Source organism: Bacillus sp. SRL543, assembly GCF_984799205.1.
This window is the reverse complement of record NZ_OZ481794.1, coordinates 3,991,596-4,007,727: the sequence shown is the minus strand read 5'-3', so window position 1 is coordinate 4,007,727 and position 16,132 is coordinate 3,991,596. Positions and strand designations below refer to the sequence as shown.

The following is a 16,132-nucleotide window of genomic DNA, read 5'->3' as shown; positions in this document are numbered from 1 at the left end:
AATTTTTAAAACTCAAGGTTATGAATTTTGCCGAAAATATGATAGTATGCAATTAAATGGGTGATTAACCTGTGAGTTTGGATAGAAACGATTGGGTGGTGCAGAATTTGCTGCTGAAATTTTACTGGTATCCAAAATGCGGGACCTGCCGGAAGGCCAAAAAGTGGCTGGAAGAAAACGGCGTTCCTTATGATGAAGTACATATTGTCGAAAATCCTCCTTCACGCACTGAGCTTGAAGATGCTTATAGAAAAAGCGGCCTCGATATTAAGAAATTTTTTAATACGAGCGGCCAGAAGTACAGGGAGCTTGGCTTGAAGGACAAGGTGAAAGCCATGTCCGAAGGTGAGCTGCTGGACCTGCTTGCATCTGACGGAATGCTGATAAAGCGGCCTTTGGCATTCGACGGCCAAAAAGCGACAGTCGGTTTCAAAGAAGAGGATTTTGCTAAAACATGGCTTTAAGGCATCATCTGCTATTTCCTTTATAGCAAAAGCTTAAGCCCGGTAAAGAACTAGAATCTTGGAGGGATTATTGTGAGCAGCATACCTAAGGAATTGCGTTACTCAGAAGAACATGAATGGGTAAAAGTTGAAGGAGAAAAGGTGCGGGTCGGCATTACCGATTTTGCCCAGTCAGAACTTGGTGATATTGTCTTTGTTGAGCTTCCTGAAATTGGGGACAGCATCACTGTTAATGAGCCTTTTGGAAGCGTTGAATCTGTAAAGACTGTGTCTGAATTATATGCTCCAATCAGCGGCAAGGTGGTTGAAATCAACGAAGAGCTGAATGACAGCCCTGAATTTGTAAATGAATCTCCTTATGAGAAGGCCTGGATGGTCGTTGTTGAACCTGCTGACAGCAGCGAAGTGGACAAGCTGATGACTGCTGAACAATATGAAGAGATGACGAACGAAGACTAATAAGATAAGCGCCTTATACAGGCGCTTTTATGCTTTCTCCTTCCATGCTTTGGGCGGCTCTCCTTCAATGTAATTTATTTCCCATAGTTTCTTTCCATAAGAAGGGCATTCTATTGATAAGAAATCAAAAAGGGTGGGATTTGAATGACACTGAAACAGCAAAAGATCGATATTACCGATCGGGTCACAGGAAGGCTGAAGGACGGGAAGCTGGAGCTTTATCTTGGGAATGAGATGATCGGGGAAGCGCCGATGCCTGAAGGTGCTTCATTTACCCTTGGCCATCATTTTGAGCAGAATGAACAGAAAATTTACCAGCATATTACTTCAACAGAGCAGCCGGAAGCCCGTTATACGGACTGCGATGAAGGCGGCTGGTGCTAAAGAAAGCAGCGGGCATTGCCGCTGTTTTTTTTGCAGAAAGAAAGGGAAAATAAGGATTCGCGGGCTCTTTTATGGGCGGATTTTGACCAGGAGGAATCCGGTGAGGGCGGCTTTCCGTAAGTGAAGGCCTGCCCGTTTTCCTAAAGCAAGGCAGGAGTTCAACACCATTTGGCCGAACATAGAATAAGGTAAAGTAAAAATATCAACTCCCGTCAGGTGATGAATATGCATGCAGAAAACATAGAAAAGGTAATTATTGTCGAGGGTACTTCTGATAAGCGAAAAGTGAAAAGCATTATCAAGGAGCCTGTTGAAATCATTTGTACGAACGGGACAATCAGCATAACCCGCCTGGATGAAATGATCGACGAATTATTTGATCGCGATGTCTATATTCTGGTGGATGCAGATGAAGCCGGCGAAAAGCTGAGAAAGCAGTTCAAACGGGAATTCCCGGAAGCAGCGCATCTTTATATTGATAAAATGTACCGGGAAGTGGCGACTGCACCGGAGCAGCACTTGGCAACAGTTCTGCTTGGCGCCAACATAGACGTATATGCTGAGTTTTTAGATAGAGGATGATAAGGTTGCAAGAACTGATACTTGGGGATGTGGAGCGGTATGAACAGGATAGGGAGACATGGATGCTCTATCTTTACACACCAATGTGCGGAACATGCCAGATGGCCGGACGGATGCTGTCAGTGACGCTCGAGGTTTTGCCGGGGATTAAATGCAGGAAGGCAAACTTGAACTATTTCCCTGACCTGGCCGGCAAATGGTCAGTAGAGAGTGTTCCCTGCCTGCTGTTTTTCCGGGAAGGAAAGCTGGCAGAAAAAATATATGCGTTCCACTCTGTTCCATACCTGCTTGAGAAAACAAAAGAATATCTGCTGTAATAGGTTAGCCTGTACCGAAGGGAATGACACCCGACTGGTACAGGCTTTTTATTGTTTACGGACTGTCCGCGGCCAGTTTCTATTATGCAGCAAGTGTCCTGCTCAATTAACAGGACTAAAAGCATCTGCTGGATCTTACAGAAAAAACAGAAGATTCACAGGAAAAGGATGGATTTTTTCTTTAAACGATATTATGATTATTTAGGGAACCGAAATAAATGCGAGGAGCATATAATATGGCTTTTTATCAGGAGTGGGCTGAACAGATCCGCGGATATAACAGTAATATACGGCGGGCTTTTGCGGCCAATATTTTTACGCAGATCGGAATGGGCATTTTTATGGTCATTTATAATTTTTATATACGGGAGCTAGGCTATTCAGAGCAGGTGAATGGCCAGATTATAGCGATGACTGCATTGGCGACAGCCCTGGCGCTGATTCCCGCCGGCATTATGAGTGACAGGATCGGCCGGAAGAAGGCTATGCAATTCGGGGCTGTTGCAACCGGTGTGATCCTGCTGGCCAGGAGCATGGTTGACATGCAGAGTCTGCTGATTCTGTTTGCCTTTGGCACAGGGCTTGGGACGGCCTTCATCCAGGTATCTTCTATTCCTTGGCTGACAGAAAATTCAAAGCCTGAGCAGCGGGTACACTTGTTCAGCATTCATTTCGCTGTCATGACAGGTGCCAATGTAATAGGCAATTTAAGCGGCGGACTGCTGACTGACTTGTTTGCGTTTTATTTTTCGGAGCTGGCGAGCATACGGTTTACTTTGCTGCTGGGAGGAGCCGTTTATTTGACAGGGATATTTCCGATCCTCCGCTTCCAGGAAAAGCGGATCGGCAAAATCCCTCAAATAGGTGGGGCTGAAGGGATCAGACGTTTTTCCCTGAAAGACGATGGTTTCAAGATCATCATGCTGTTCGCTGTCGCCCAGCTGTTTATCGGATTTGGGGCAGGTCTTGTCATACCGTATTTAAATTTATATTTTGCAGACCGTTTCCATGCGTCAAATTCCGCAATCGGGCTGATCATTTCACTCGGTCAGGCAGCCACGGCAGCGGCAATGATCATTGGGCCCCAGGTGGTTAGGAGGATCGGGGAGGTAAAGGCAGTCGTTATCCTGCAGCTTTCCTCCCTGCCTTTCCTGCTCCTGACTGCTTATACAGAGAATTTATGGCTGGCTGCCGTTGGCTTTCTATTCAGGCAGGCTTTAATGAATGCGGGAAATCCGATCCAGATGTCTCTGATGATGTCGAAGGTGGATGATTCGAATAGAGGGCTGGCCAGCTCGGTGAATCAGATGGTATTCAATCTGGGCTGGGCAGTGATGGGCCCTGTTTCTACAGGCATTGTCATCAAATATGGAGATTATTGGGGATATTCTATTGTCTTCACCATTACTGCTGTACTGTATTTAATAGGCTCCACATACTTTTTTGTCGTATTCAGAAAGCTTTCAGAGCCTGCTGGAAGAACAAATACAGCAAAGATTGTTTGATTAGCAGATATTTCTCGGGAAATTGTCATAAGCCTTCCTAATTGTCGAACTTTCACCGGAATATTATATCTGAACTTTCTAAAAAAACTGTTGACTAATTTTTGTCTGTTATGATACTATCATTTTAACTTCAAGCACGCTAAAAATTTCATATTTCTTATCAAGAGAGGTGGAGGGACTGGCCCGATGAAACCCGGCAACCGGCATGAACCGGTGCTAATTCCAGCAGAGCATGACTCTGGCAGATAAGTTGAGCGAAAAAGCCCCTCTTCTGCAGAGGGGCTTTTATTGTTACCAGCAGTGATCCGGCATAATGAAAATATTCGAAAAAGCCGAAGGAGAGATATCAATGTCAGAGAAGCAAAAGAATTATCGGTTTGAAACACTTGGTGTACACGGAGGGCTGCAGCCTGATCCTGCAACAGGGGCAAGGGCAGTGCCGATCTATCAGAATAATGCCTATCAGTTCCAGAATACAGAGCATGCCGCTAATCTGTTTGGCCTAAAAGAGCCGGGTTATATCTACACAAGGATCCACAATCCAACAGTTACCGTATTTGAGGAAAGGGTTTCACTGCTTGAAGGCGGCGTAGGGGGGCTTGCTGTTGCAAGCGGCCAGGCAGCCATCACTCTTGCCATCCTGAATATTGCCCAGGCGGGGGATGAAATTATAGCAGCATCAAACCTTTATGGAGGAACATATAATTTATTTGCCGTCACCCTTCCTAAGTATGGGATCAATGTAAAACTGGTCAATCCGGAAGATCCGGAAAATTTCAGGGACGCTATTACAGAAAAAACAAAAGCTGTATTTGCAGAAACAATTGGAAACCCAAGCCTAAAGGTCCTCGATATTGAGAAAGTGGCGGAAGTGGCCCATGATGCCGGCATTCCTCTGATTGTTGACAATACCTTTGCCACGCCATATCTTTGCAGGCCGATTGAATTCGGCGCAGATATTGTGATACATTCAGCGACAAAATGGCTTCTGGGAAATGGGACGACAATGGGTGGCGTCATAGTAGACGCAGGCCGTTTTGACTGGAATTCAGACAAATTCCCGGGCTTCACCAAGCCGGATCCAAGCTATAATAACCTGGTGTACAGCGAAGCAATCGGTGCGGCTGCTTTTATCGTCAAGGCGAGGGTACAGCTGCTCAGGGATCTGGGGCCTGCACTCAGCCCGCAGAACGCATTCCAGTTCACCCTCGGTCTTGAAACGCTGCATGTGAGGATGAAAGAGCATATCAGCAATACAAAGAAAGTGACAGAGTATCTAAAAAATCACCCTGCTGTGACTTGGGTGCTTTATCCGGGAGATGAAGACCATCCTGATAAGGCACTGGCTGACAAGTATTTGCCTAAAGGAGCCGGAGCTGTGGCTGTTTTTGGAATCGAGGGCGGCCGGGAAGCCGGGGCAAAGCTGATCAACAGCCTGGAACTGTGGGCCCATGTAGCAAACGTCGGCGATGCCAAAAGCCTTATCATCCATCCTGCCAGCACCACTCACCAGCAGCTTGATTCAGAAGGCCTTAAGGCGGCGGGGGTGCCGGAGGACCTGATCCGGATTTCCATTGGCATAGAAAATGCCGAAGACCTGATTGAGGATCTGGAGCAGGCAATTGAAGCCGCAACAGGAAGCCAATCACTTGCAGGAAAAGCAGAAACTTCAGGAACCAGCCGGTAAATTTTAGTGTTAAACTTTGTTGTTGACACCCTTTTTTATCCGTGATACGATAGCACTCGTAATTTAAAAATGGCTAATGAATGAAAATGAACTTCATATAAAGTAGCTCTTATCAAGAGAGGTGGAGGGATGTGCCCGATGAAGCCCGGCAACCGTCAATGTTTATTGAAATGGTGCCAATTCACACAAAGCTTTTTTAGCTTTGGCAGATGAGAGAAAGGTTTTTCCATCATGCCTTTCTGCTCACCTGCAGGAAGGCATTTTTATTTTTACAGGAAAATTTCCTGTCTTAAGCTTATGGAATAATCTTAACCTGGTTTCAGGAAACTACTCTAAAGAGGATTGGCAGAACATAAATCTCTGTAAAGCCATTTGTCTAATTGGATATAAAAGAGGTGAATACGGCAATTGATTTCAATAAAAGATGTTAAAAAGATATATTCGTCAAAAAAGGGTCCGGTCAAGGCGGTTGATGATGTCAACCTTGAAATCAAGGAAGGTGAAATCTTCGGAGTGATCGGCTACAGCGGTGCAGGAAAAAGCACCTTGATCCGGATGCTGAATGGGCTTGAGCTTCCCTCAGAAGGAACGGTCACGGTAGCCGGCAGGGAGATTTCAAAAATCAGAGGTTCGGAGCTGCGAAAAGCCCGTCAGGAAATTAGCATGATCTTCCAGCACTTTAACCTTCTCTGGTCAAGGTCTGTGAGGGACAATATTGCATTCCCGCTTGAAATTGCGGGAGTGCCTCGCCAGGATAGAGAAAAAAAAGTAACCGAACTCATCAAACTGGTCGGTCTTGACGGCCGTGAGGATGCTTATCCTTCACAGCTTAGCGGCGGTCAGAAACAGCGCGTAGGCATCGCCAGGGCGCTTGCCAATGATCCGAAGGTGCTTTTGTGCGATGAGGCAACCTCGGCGCTTGATCCGCAGACAACGGATTCAATTCTGGATCTGCTTGTGGACATTAATCACCGCCTTGGGCTGACGATTGTACTGATCACCCATGAAATGCACGTAATCAGGAAGATCTGCCACAGGGTGGCTGTCATGGAAGGCGGAAAGGCTGTGGAAATCGGCCCCGTTCTGGAAGTGTTTAAAAACCCGCGCGAGCAGATCACAAAAAGATTCGTCCAGCAGGTCACAGAACCTGAAGAAACAAAAGAAACTGCAGAGGCCCTGCTTGGATTGTATCCGCACGGCCAGGTTGTGCAGCTTTCCTTTGTCGGGGAGTCGGCCGAACAGCCGCTCATCACAAATCTGATCCGTTCCTTTGAGGTGACTGTAAATATCCTTCAGGGGAAAATATCACAAACCCAAAACGGCTCATATGGCACATTGTTCATCCACCTTGATGGGCAGGCTGGAGAAATTGCCAAAGCGATTGATTATATTCATGCACAGCAAGTTGGCGTGGAGGTGATTTCAAATGCTTAGTGAATTCTTTCCAAATGTAAACTGGGATAAGATGTGGGAAGCAACGAATGAAACGCTCTATATGACCGGCATCTCTGTCCTGGTAACATTCGTATTGGGAATTGTGCTTGGTCTGCTGCTATTCCTTACCTCCAAGGGGAACATCTGGCAAAATGCACTCATCAATAAAATTATTGCAGCGTTTGTCAATGTATTCAGGTCCATCCCGTTCATCATCCTGATCGTCCTGCTGATCCCGTTCACGAAATTTATTGTCGGCAGCATGATTGGAGAAAATGCCGCTTTGCCGGCCCTGATCATCGGAGCTGCCCCTTTTTACGCCCGTATGGTGGAAATTGCTTTGCGGGAAATTGACAAAGGGGTCATTGAAGCAGCTAAGTCAATGGGTGCAAAGACGAGCACGATCATCTTTAAGGTGCTCCTGCCAGAATCCATGCCGGCGCTTGTGTCAGGCATTACTGTTACAGCGATCTCACTCGTGGGCTTCACTGCAATGGCCGGAGTCATCGGTGCAGGCGGCCTCGGGAACCTTGCTTATCTGGAGGGCTTCCAGCGGAGCCGCTTTGATGTAACCTTGATGGCGACCATCATCATCCTGCTGATTGTGTTTATTATCCAAGTCATTGGAGACATAATAACTTCTAAACTAGACAAACGATAAAAGGAGACTTAACTAATGAAAAAATGGTTATCACTTGTATTGGCACTTGCCGTAGCGCTCGTCATTTCTGCCTGCGGAACTTCTGAAGATAATGCTGACGGCGGCAATGCGGACAGCGGGAAAGAAGAAACATCCAAACTGACTGTGGGAGCTTCAAATGTCCCTCACGCAGAAATCCTTGAAGAAGCAAAGCCTCTTTTGGAAGAAAAGGGAATTGAGCTTGAAGTCGTAACATTCCAGGATTATATCCTTCCTAACCAAGCACTTGATTCTGGCGAACTTGATGCAAACTATTTCCAGCACATTCCTTACCTTGAGGCGCAAATTGAAGAGAACGGCTATGATTTCGTCAATGCCGGCGGAATTCACATTGAGCCGATCGGTGTGTATTCAAAGAAATACAAAAGCCTCGATGAGCTTCCGGATGGTGCGAAAATCCTGATGAGCAACTCAGTTGCAGACCACGGCCGTATCCTGACTATGCTTGAAAAAGAAGGTCTCATCACTCTTAAAGAAGGCGTCGACAAAGTCAAGGCAACAATCGATGATATTGAAACGAACGAGAAAAACCTTGAGTTTGATACAGAATATGAAGCATCCCTCCTTCCGCAGATCTACAACAATGATGAAGGCGATGCGGTTCTGATCAACTCTAACTATGCCATTGATGCAGGCCTGAACCCGATCAAAGACTCTATAGCGATTGAAGACAAGGAATCTCCGTATGTGAACGTAATCGCTGTTAATAGCGGCGATGAAGATAAAGAAGCCGTCAAGGCGCTTGTAGAAGTGCTCCACTCTAAAGAAATCCAGGACTTCATCCTTGAAAAATATGAAGGTGCAGTTGTTCCTGTATCTGAGTAATAAAAGAAAAAGGCAGCCGCTTAAAATGCAGGCTGCCTTTTCTTATGCCAAAAAACAGCACATGCGGTTCCATTTCATCCCGCATAGCATTTCTGAAAATAAAACATACTAACTGTGTTAAAGATTTAAGGAATGGAGTGGACACGAATGGAGCATTCACACGAACCATCAAATTCAATCGAAGCAGCTCTTCATGACTATAAAATGGGCCTTGGCACATTTACACAAAAAATGCCGGATCTTGCACAGCATTATAATGCATTCACAGAAGCATGCTTTAAAGAAGGCAGCCTGTCCCAAAAGCAAAAGCAGCTGATTGCACTGGGAATCAGCCTGTATTCACAGGATGAGTACTGCATCATTTATCATGTGAAAGGCTGCATTGACCAGGGAGCGAGTGAAGAAGAAGTGCTTGAAGCTGTCGGCGTTACAGCGGCATTTGGCGGCGGGGCAGCGATGAGCCAGGCAGTCACGCTTGTGCAGGAAGCAATGGATGAACTGAATCAGGGACAGCTGAAGCAATAAAAAGCCAGCCTTTCCATATGATCAAGCAGCCCTGCCGCGAAAAGCAGGGCTGTTCCTTTTTGCTTGCTGGATGGACTGATGGAAGAGGGTCAACCTTTATTTGGAAGAATTCAGCCGGAATTGTAAGGATGCCGGAGTTGAAGTCCCTTCAAGGGGAGATACCTTAATGAATTATTCAAAATGAGGTTTTTTCCTGTTTGAGCGTGGTATAGGAGGAGTGTTACGATAACTCATGAGGAAAAATAAATCGCGAAAGCGACAAAACCGAAAGGATTGATTTACTATCAGTCAGCTGGACTTGAATTACACAAGTGAAATGGAAAAAGCGATGTACAGTGCCCACGGTGTCGGCTATGAGGTTTACAGCCGAAAACATGATGTACGGATGAGCGTAGAAAAAAGGCGCGAGCAGGACTATTTGAAAAGCCAGCGTATGGTAGCAGACTTGGAAAGAAAAGTACATTCTTAAGAATAATATATAATAAGGAAGAAAACAGTTTGAACCAGTGTGATGCCGCACTGGTTTTTCTTTTAGAATAAAGCAGAAACAATATAGCCCGATTTTTCCGGAAGAGTAGGAGCCCGGCACTTACTTATGTTAAACTGAAGGGACTGCACCCGAATTCATGTACATTGAAAGCCGCTCTGCAGGGAAAAATAGTTTGGACATGCCTGGATTTCCAGTTTTGGGGTCAGGGAAGCGGAAAGGGTTTAGCCAATAAAAGTTCTTACCAGATAATTAATACTATCTGCGTGTTGTTAAAGAGTTGCTAACACTTTCTATTTGTTATAAGATTGTAATGAGAATAAAATGAGAATAGAGATTTGCGGCTTTTGCCGGTATATACAAATCTTTTTTATTGACGGAGGTATAATGATGGCTGGATCTACACTTAAAATTAATGATCTTCATGTTTCTATTGAGGACAAAGAAATTCTTAAAGGGGTCAACCTGGAAGTGAAAGGCGGAGAAATCCATGCGATTATGGGTCCTAACGGAACCGGTAAATCAACCCTTTCTTCTGCAATCATGGGCCACCCTAAGTATGAAGTAACCTCAGGAAGCATTGAATTGGATAACGAAGATGTACTTGAAATGGAAGTGGATGAGCGTGCGCGTGCAGGCCTGTTCCTTGCCATGCAGTACCCAAGCGAAATCAGCGGTGTTACAAATGCGGACTTCCTGCGTTCGGCAATCAACAGCCGCATGGAAGAAGGCAATGAAATTTCATTGATGAAGTTCATCCGCAAAATGGACAGCAAGATGGATTTCCTGGAAATGGACCAGGATATGGCGCAGCGCTATCTGAATGAAGGCTTCTCCGGCGGGGAGAAGAAGCGCAACGAAATCCTGCAGCTGATGATGATCGAACCGAAAATCGCGATTCTTGATGAAATCGATTCCGGGCTTGATATCGATGCCCTGAAGGTCGTTTCAAAAGGGATCAACGATATGCGCGGCGAAGACTTCGGCTGCCTGATCATCACTCACTATCAGCGCCTTCTTAACTACATCACTCCTGACCATGTGCATGTCATGATGCAGGGACGCATTGTTAAATCAGGCGGGCCTGAGCTTGCACAGCGACTTGAGGCTGAAGGCTATGACTGGATCAAAAAAGAACTTGGCATTGAAGACGAAACCGTAGGGCAAGAAGCGTAAGCGTTAGGGGGATCACGATGACTATTGAAACTAAATTGCCGTTTGATAAAGAGTATATCAGCTCTTTTTCAAAAGAAATGGGTGAACCGGCCTGGCTGACAGAATTGCGTGTGAAAGCTCTTGCTGACGCTGAGACGCTGCCAATGCCGAGACCTGATAAAACGAAGATCGATAAATGGAACTTTACACAGTTTGAGAAGCATATTGTGGAAAGTGAAGACTTTGGCTCGCTGGACAATCTTCCGGAACAAGCCAAATCCTTGATTGACCTGGATAAAGAGAACAGGAACCTGTATATCCAGCGGAATAACCGTCCGGCCCACCTTTCTCTTTCGAAAGAACTGCAGGACCAGGGCGTCATTTTCGCCGATATCTTTACAGCAGCGCGCGAGTACGGCGATCTTCTGCAAAAGTACTTCATGAAGGATGGCGTAAAGGTGGATGAACACCGCCTGACTGCCTTGCATGCAGCACTTCTGAACGGCGGAGCATTCTTATATGTGCCGCGCAATGTCGAAGTGTCTGAGCCGATTCAGGCGATCTATCTGCATGATGACAAAGATGCAAATATCTTCAACCATGTCCTGATCGTGGCTGAAGATAACAGCAGCGTTACTTATGTTGAAACATACCTTTCAACGGTCGATTCAGCTGAAGGGATTTTCAATATCGTGACTGAAGTTCTTGCAGGGACTAACAGCAGGGTGCAGTACGGAACAGTTGATAACCTTGCAAAAGGAATCACTACTTATGTCAACCGCCGCGGAAGGGCGGAAAGGGATGCCCGCATTGAATGGGCTCTTGGCCTCATGAATGATGGAAACACGATTTCCGAAAACGTAACGAACCTGATCGGCGACGGTTCTGTCGGCGACACGAAGACTGTTGTCGTCGGACGCGGAGAACAAAAGCAGAACTTTACGACAAGTGTCGTCCATTTTGGCAAAAATACAGAAGGCTATATCCTGAAGCACGGCGTTATGAAAGAAAGCGCATCTTCCATCTTCAACGGAATCGGCAAGATTGAACATGGTGCAACCAAATCGAATGCAGAGCAGGAGTCCCGTGTTCTCATGCTGAGCGAAAAGGCCCGCGGCGACGCAAACCCGATCCTTCTCATCGATGAGGATGATGTAACGGCAGGCCACGCAGCATCTGTCGGCCGTGTCGATCCGACCCAGCTTTACTACCTGATGAGCCGGGGAATCCCGCAGACAGAGGCGGAGCGTCTTGTCATCCACGGATTCCTTGCTCCGGTCGTGAAAGCACTTCCGATCGAAGGAGTCAAAAAGCAGCTTGTTGATGTGATTGAAAGGAAAGTTAAGTAATGGATTTCAAGGATATCCGTGAACATTTCCCTATTTTAAACCAGGAAGTCAACGGAAGGCCTTTGGTTTACCTTGACAGCGCAGCAACTTCCCAGAAGCCTGTACAGGTCATCGAGGCTTTGGATCAGTATTACCGCGGATATAATTCCAATGTCCACCGCGGGGTGCATACCCTCGGTACCAAGGCGACTGATGCGTATGAAGGTGCAAGGGAAAAGGCAAGGAAATTCATCAATGCCCGTTCGATCGAGGAAGTCATCTTCACGAGCGGGACAACGAGCGCATTGAATATGGTTGCTTCAAGTTATGGCGGAGACAATCTTTCCGAAGGGGATGAAATTGTCATCTCCTATATGGAGCACCACAGCAATATCATCCCGTGGCAGCAGGCAGCCAAAAGAGCTGGAGCGGTGCTGAAGTACGTCCCTCTTCAGGAGGACGGCAGCATTTCACTGGAGGATGTCCGCAAGACGGTTACAAATAATACCAAGATCGTCAGCATCATGATGGTTTCCAATGTACTTGGCGTCATGAACCCGGTCAAGGACATCGCGAAGATTGCCCATGATAATGGCGCAATCATGGTGGTGGACGGTGCACAGGCTGCGCCTCATATGAAGGTGGATGTCCAGGATCTTGACTGCGACTTCCTTGCTTTTTCCGGACACAAGATGTGCGGTCCTACAGGAATCGGCGTCTTATACGGCAAAAAGCAGCTTCTTGAAAACATGGAGCCTGTCCTCTTCGGCGGAGAGATGATCGACTTTGTGGATCTCTATGACTCTACCTGGAAGGAGCTTCCCTGGAAGTTTGAGGCAGGCACACCGATTATAGCGGGAGCCATCGGCCTCGGTGCAGCGATCGATTTCCTTGAGGAAGTCGGCCTTGAAAACATTGAAGCTTATGAGCATAAGCTTGCCGCTTATGCAATGGAAAAAATGTCATCAGTTGAAGGCATGACCATTTATGGACCGAAAGATGCCGGCAAGAGAGCCGGGCTTGTGACCTTCAATCTTGATGATGTCCATCCGCATGATGTGGCGACTGTCCTTGATGCAGAAGGAATTGCTGTGAGGGCCGGCCATCACTGTGCACAGCCGCTGATGAAATGGCTCAAGGCTTCCTCAACAGCAAGGGCCAGCTTTTACCTGTACAACACGGAAGAAGATATTGATAAGCTTGTTGAAGGACTTGTTAAAACAAAGGAGTATTTCAGCGATGTCTTTTAATAATTTAGATACCCTGTACAGGCAAGTCATCATGGATCATTATAAAAACCCGCGCAATAAAGGGGTTCTTGAAGAAGATAGCAGCCTGACCATCAATATGAACAATCCAACCTGCGGAGACAGGATCCAGCTGACTTTGAAGGTTGAGGATGGAAAAGTGGCGGACGCCAGGTTCGACGGCGAAGGCTGCTCTATCTCCATGTCTTCGGCATCCATGATGACCCAGGCAATCAAGGGCCAGAAGGTTGAAGATGCTTTAAAGCTCTCAAAGATCTTCTCTGATATGATGCAGGGCAAAGAGTATGATGACGATTTGGATTTGGGTGATATAGAAGCACTGCAGGGCGTTTCAAAATTTCCGGCCCGCATCAAATGTGCGACTCTTTCATGGAAGGCCATGGAAAAGGGCCTGAAGGAAGAAGAACAACAATAAAACGGCAGTATAGAGCTTAAAGCTCTGTCTGCCCTGAATGGAGGAAAACGACGATGGCTAAAAAGATGCCTGAAATCGGTGATTACAAGTACGGATTTGCCGATAAAGACGTTTCCATTTTCCGCTCAAAACGTGGTTTGACGAAGGAAATCGTAGAGGAAATTTCAAAGCTGAAAGAAGAGCCGCAGTGGATGCTTGACTTCCGTTTAAAATCTCTTGAACATTTCTACAACATGCCAATGCCTCAATGGGGCGGAGATTTAGCGTCATTAAACTTTGATGAAATCACTTATTATGTAAAGCCTTCTGAAAAGACAGAACGCTCTTGGGACGAAGTGCCAGAAGAAATCAAGCAGACGTTTGATAAGCTTGGCATCCCGGAAGCGGAGCAGAAATACCTTGCAGGTGTATCTGCGCAGTACGAATCAGAAGTTGTTTACCATAACATGCAGGAAGACCTTGAGGCAAAAGGGATTGTATTTAAGGATACAGACTCTGCTCTAAGGGAAAACGAAGATCTTTTCCGCGAGCACTGGGCGAAGGTAATCCCTCCGACCGACAATAAGTTTTCAGCGCTGAACTCTGCTGTATGGTCAGGCGGTTCCTTCATCTACGTGCCAAAAGGCATAAAGGTGGACACTCCGCTTCAGGCTTACTTCCGAATCAATTCAGAGAATATGGGGCAGTTCGAGCGTACGCTCATCATCGTTGACGAAGGCGCCCATGTCCATTATGTTGAAGGATGTACAGCTCCGGTTTATACAACAAACTCCCTTCACAGTGCTGTTGTAGAAATCATCATCAAAAAGGATGCCTACTGCCGTTATACGACCATCCAGAACTGGGCAAACAACGTATACAACCTTGTAACAAAGAGGGCTGTATGTGAAGCCAATGCCACAATGGAATGGATCGACGGAAATATCGGCTCCAAGCTGACAATGAAATACCCGGCTGTTATCCTAAAAGGAGAAGGCGCCCGCGGCATGACTCTTTCCATTGCACTTGCAGGGAAAGGCCAGCACCAGGACGCTGGAGCAAAAATGATCCACCTTGCTCCAAATACTTCTTCTACAATCGTATCAAAATCAATCTCCAAGCAGGGCGGTAAAGTAACATACCGCGGAATCGTGCACTTCGGCCGCAAAGCGGAAGGCGCGCGTTCAAACATTGAGTGCGATACACTGATCATGGATAATCAGTCTACTTCTGATACAATTCCATACAATGAAATCCTGAATGATAACATCTCGCTTGAACACGAAGCGAAGGTATCAAAGGTTTCGGAAGAGCAGCTGTTCTATCTGATGAGCCGCGGCATCTCTGAAGAAGAAGCGACAGAAATGATCGTCATGGGCTTCATTGAGCCATTTACAAAAGAACTTCCAATGGAATATGCAGTTGAAATGAACCGCCTGATCAAGTTCGAGATGGAAGGTTCCATCGGCTGATCAAGCTTGAGCCCATCCGGGAATTTTTCCGGATGGTTTTTTTGTTGTTAAGGAATTTATAAAATGTAAGTCTTGTGGATAATCATTATTTCTTGATCAACGTCCGGCAGCTGCGCCGAGGTCACAAACCAAACCTCCAAAGAGGCAAGGAACGCCTTTCCGGGAGGTTTGTCTTGAGGCCCCCAGGAAGCTGGTCATGCAGACGTTGCTGCAGGACGTGGCGTTCTTGGTCTGCGTTCCTTAACGGTGATCAAGGCGCTTGCGCTTTTGTGCCTCTTTTAAAGGCACCTTGAAGGCGGCCTGGCAGGTGTTCTTGTATAATGGAGGCAGGAGTGCTTCGTGGTTTTTATATTTGTTAAAGAGGGAAAATAGAACGTTACATAGAGAACAGGAAGGAGGCGGCAGCATGATCAATATAGGACTCACAGGCTGGGGTGATCATGACAGCCTGTATAAAAAGGGCATATCCCCGCGTGATAAGCTGAAGGAATATGCAGCATACTTCCCCACCGTTGAGGTGGATGCTTCTTTTTATGCTGTCCAGCCTCTGAGGAATGCACATAAATGGACGGAAGAAACGCCTGACGGTTTTGAATTCATCGTTAAAGCCTATCAGGGGATGACCGGACATCAGCGCGGTGAGATCCCTTTTGACAGCAAGGAAGAGATGTTTAACGCATTTAAGGAGTCCTTGCAGCCTTATATCGCCAAGGATAAGCTCGGCATGGCGCTGTTTCAATTTCCGCCATGGTTTGACTGCCGCAGGGAAAATGTTGATTATCTGCGCTGGTGCAAGGAGCAGATGGAGGATATCCCATGTGCCCTGGAATTCCGTAATCAAACATGGTTTTATCCGGAAATGAAGGACAGGACCTTAAGGTTTATGGAGGAGGAAGACTGGATTCACAGCATTTGCGATATGGATTAGTATGCCTGGGGGATATTAATACATAAAATAATTTATATAAGTTAAACCTTTAATTTATAAGAGTTTGAACAAGGGACTATTTCACACAATAGTTTCTTTTTTTGTGTGGATGTAATTTCTATAATAGGTTAATATAGGATGTATAAAGTTATAGGACTATTTGCTTATTAGTTTAAGGGGACAGAGTCCCGTAGCGGGTAGCGGTAAGGAGAGAATCA

17 protein-coding genes, 1 pseudogene and 2 riboswitches are annotated in these 16,132 nt (G+C 46.2%); all 18 genes and pseudogenes read left to right on the top strand.

Going from position 1 to position 16,132, the window contains the following annotated elements; genetic code table 11:
* Positions 1-107 precede the first annotated feature (107 nt).
* On the top strand, positions 108-464 hold the full coding sequence (locus tag AC4E8B_RS20520; RefSeq protein ID WP_490219808.1) for an arsenate reductase family protein: 357 nt from the start codon (positions 108-110) through the stop codon (positions 462-464).
* Positions 465-536: 72 nt separating this feature from the next.
* On the top strand, positions 537-923 hold the full coding sequence (gene gcvH / locus AC4E8B_RS20515; protein ID WP_490215235.1) for a glycine cleavage system protein GcvH: 387 nt from the start codon (positions 537-539) through the stop codon (positions 921-923).
* A gap of 144 nt (positions 924-1,067) precedes the next feature.
* Positions 1,068-1,307, top strand: coding sequence for a YusG family protein (locus AC4E8B_RS20510; protein WP_224904778.1), 240 nt, complete (start codon positions 1,068-1,070; stop codon positions 1,305-1,307).
* Between the two features lie 225 nt (positions 1,308-1,532).
* Positions 1,533-1,889, top strand: coding sequence for a toprim domain-containing protein (locus AC4E8B_RS20505; protein WP_490219806.1), 357 nt, complete (start codon positions 1,533-1,535; stop codon positions 1,887-1,889).
* Positions 1,886-2,206 (top strand): thioredoxin family protein, encoded by a 321-nt coding sequence (locus AC4E8B_RS20500; RefSeq protein ID WP_490215233.1) that lies wholly within the window; start codon positions 1,886-1,888, stop codon positions 2,204-2,206. The genes AC4E8B_RS20505 and AC4E8B_RS20500 overlap by 4 nt, the downstream gene beginning before the upstream one ends.
* A gap of 236 nt (positions 2,207-2,442) precedes the next feature.
* Positions 2,443-3,711, top strand: coding sequence for an MFS transporter (locus AC4E8B_RS20495; RefSeq protein WP_490215232.1), 1,269 nt, complete (start codon positions 2,443-2,445; stop codon positions 3,709-3,711).
* 154 nt (positions 3,712-3,865) lie between these two features.
* Positions 3,866-3,963: riboswitch (SAM riboswitch) on the top strand.
* A 97-nt stretch (positions 3,964-4,060) separates the two neighbouring features.
* Entirely contained in the window at positions 4,061-5,398 is a 1,338-nt protein-coding gene (locus tag AC4E8B_RS20490) for an O-acetylhomoserine aminocarboxypropyltransferase/cysteine synthase family protein (RefSeq protein ID WP_490215231.1), read from the top strand.
* A 106-nt stretch (positions 5,399-5,504) separates the two neighbouring features.
* Positions 5,505-5,614, top strand: a riboswitch (SAM riboswitch).
* A gap of 192 nt (positions 5,615-5,806) precedes the next feature.
* Positions 5,807-6,832: a methionine ABC transporter ATP-binding protein gene (locus AC4E8B_RS20485; RefSeq protein ID WP_490215230.1), complete on the top strand. Its 1,026-nt coding sequence runs from the start codon at positions 5,807-5,809 to the stop codon at positions 6,830-6,832.
* Positions 6,825-7,493: a methionine ABC transporter permease gene (locus tag AC4E8B_RS20480; RefSeq protein WP_490215229.1), complete on the top strand. Its 669-nt coding sequence runs from the start codon at positions 6,825-6,827 to the stop codon at positions 7,491-7,493. Before AC4E8B_RS20485 ends, AC4E8B_RS20480 begins: the two co-directional genes overlap by 8 nt.
* A gap of 15 nt (positions 7,494-7,508) precedes the next feature.
* Positions 7,509-8,357 carry a MetQ/NlpA family ABC transporter substrate-binding protein gene (locus AC4E8B_RS20475; protein ID WP_490215227.1) on the top strand — a complete coding sequence of 283 codons (849 nt, stop codon included), beginning with the start codon at positions 7,509-7,511 and terminating at the stop codon, positions 8,355-8,357.
* A gap of 147 nt (positions 8,358-8,504) precedes the next feature.
* The gene (locus AC4E8B_RS20470; RefSeq protein ID WP_490215225.1) at positions 8,505-8,882 is read left to right on the top strand and encodes a carboxymuconolactone decarboxylase family protein; all 378 of its coding nucleotides are present in this window, start codon (positions 8,505-8,507) and stop codon (positions 8,880-8,882) included.
* A gap of 316 nt (positions 8,883-9,198) precedes the next feature.
* Positions 9,199-9,351, top strand: a complete 153-nt coding sequence (locus AC4E8B_RS20465; RefSeq protein ID WP_490219804.1) for a YuzK family famiily protein — start codon at positions 9,199-9,201, stop codon at positions 9,349-9,351.
* 408 nt (positions 9,352-9,759) lie between these two features.
* Positions 9,760-10,545 carry a Fe-S cluster assembly ATPase SufC gene (gene sufC, locus AC4E8B_RS20460; protein WP_148974251.1) on the top strand — a complete coding sequence of 262 codons (786 nt, stop codon included), beginning with the start codon at positions 9,760-9,762 and terminating at the stop codon, positions 10,543-10,545.
* Between the two features lie 17 nt (positions 10,546-10,562).
* Complete coding sequence (gene sufD / locus AC4E8B_RS20455) at positions 10,563-11,873, top strand: Fe-S cluster assembly protein SufD (protein ID WP_490215223.1); 1,311 nt, start codon at positions 10,563-10,565, stop codon at positions 11,871-11,873.
* Positions 11,873-13,102 carry a cysteine desulfurase gene (locus tag AC4E8B_RS20450; protein ID WP_490215222.1) on the top strand — a complete coding sequence of 410 codons (1,230 nt, stop codon included), beginning with the start codon at positions 11,873-11,875 and terminating at the stop codon, positions 13,100-13,102. The genes sufD and AC4E8B_RS20450 overlap by 1 nt, the downstream gene beginning before the upstream one ends.
* Complete coding sequence (gene sufU, locus AC4E8B_RS20445) at positions 13,092-13,535, top strand: Fe-S cluster assembly sulfur transfer protein SufU (RefSeq protein WP_490215220.1); 444 nt, start codon at positions 13,092-13,094, stop codon at positions 13,533-13,535. The genes AC4E8B_RS20450 and sufU overlap by 11 nt, the downstream gene beginning before the upstream one ends.
* Positions 13,536-13,588: 53 nt before the next feature.
* Positions 13,589-14,986, top strand: coding sequence for a Fe-S cluster assembly protein SufB (gene sufB, locus AC4E8B_RS20440; protein WP_490215218.1), 1,398 nt, complete (start codon positions 13,589-13,591; stop codon positions 14,984-14,986).
* A gap of 406 nt (positions 14,987-15,392) precedes the next feature.
* Positions 15,393-15,905 (top strand): annotated as a pseudogene (locus AC4E8B_RS20435) (DUF72 domain-containing protein); the annotation flags it as partial.
* Positions 15,906-16,132 lie beyond the last annotated feature (227 nt).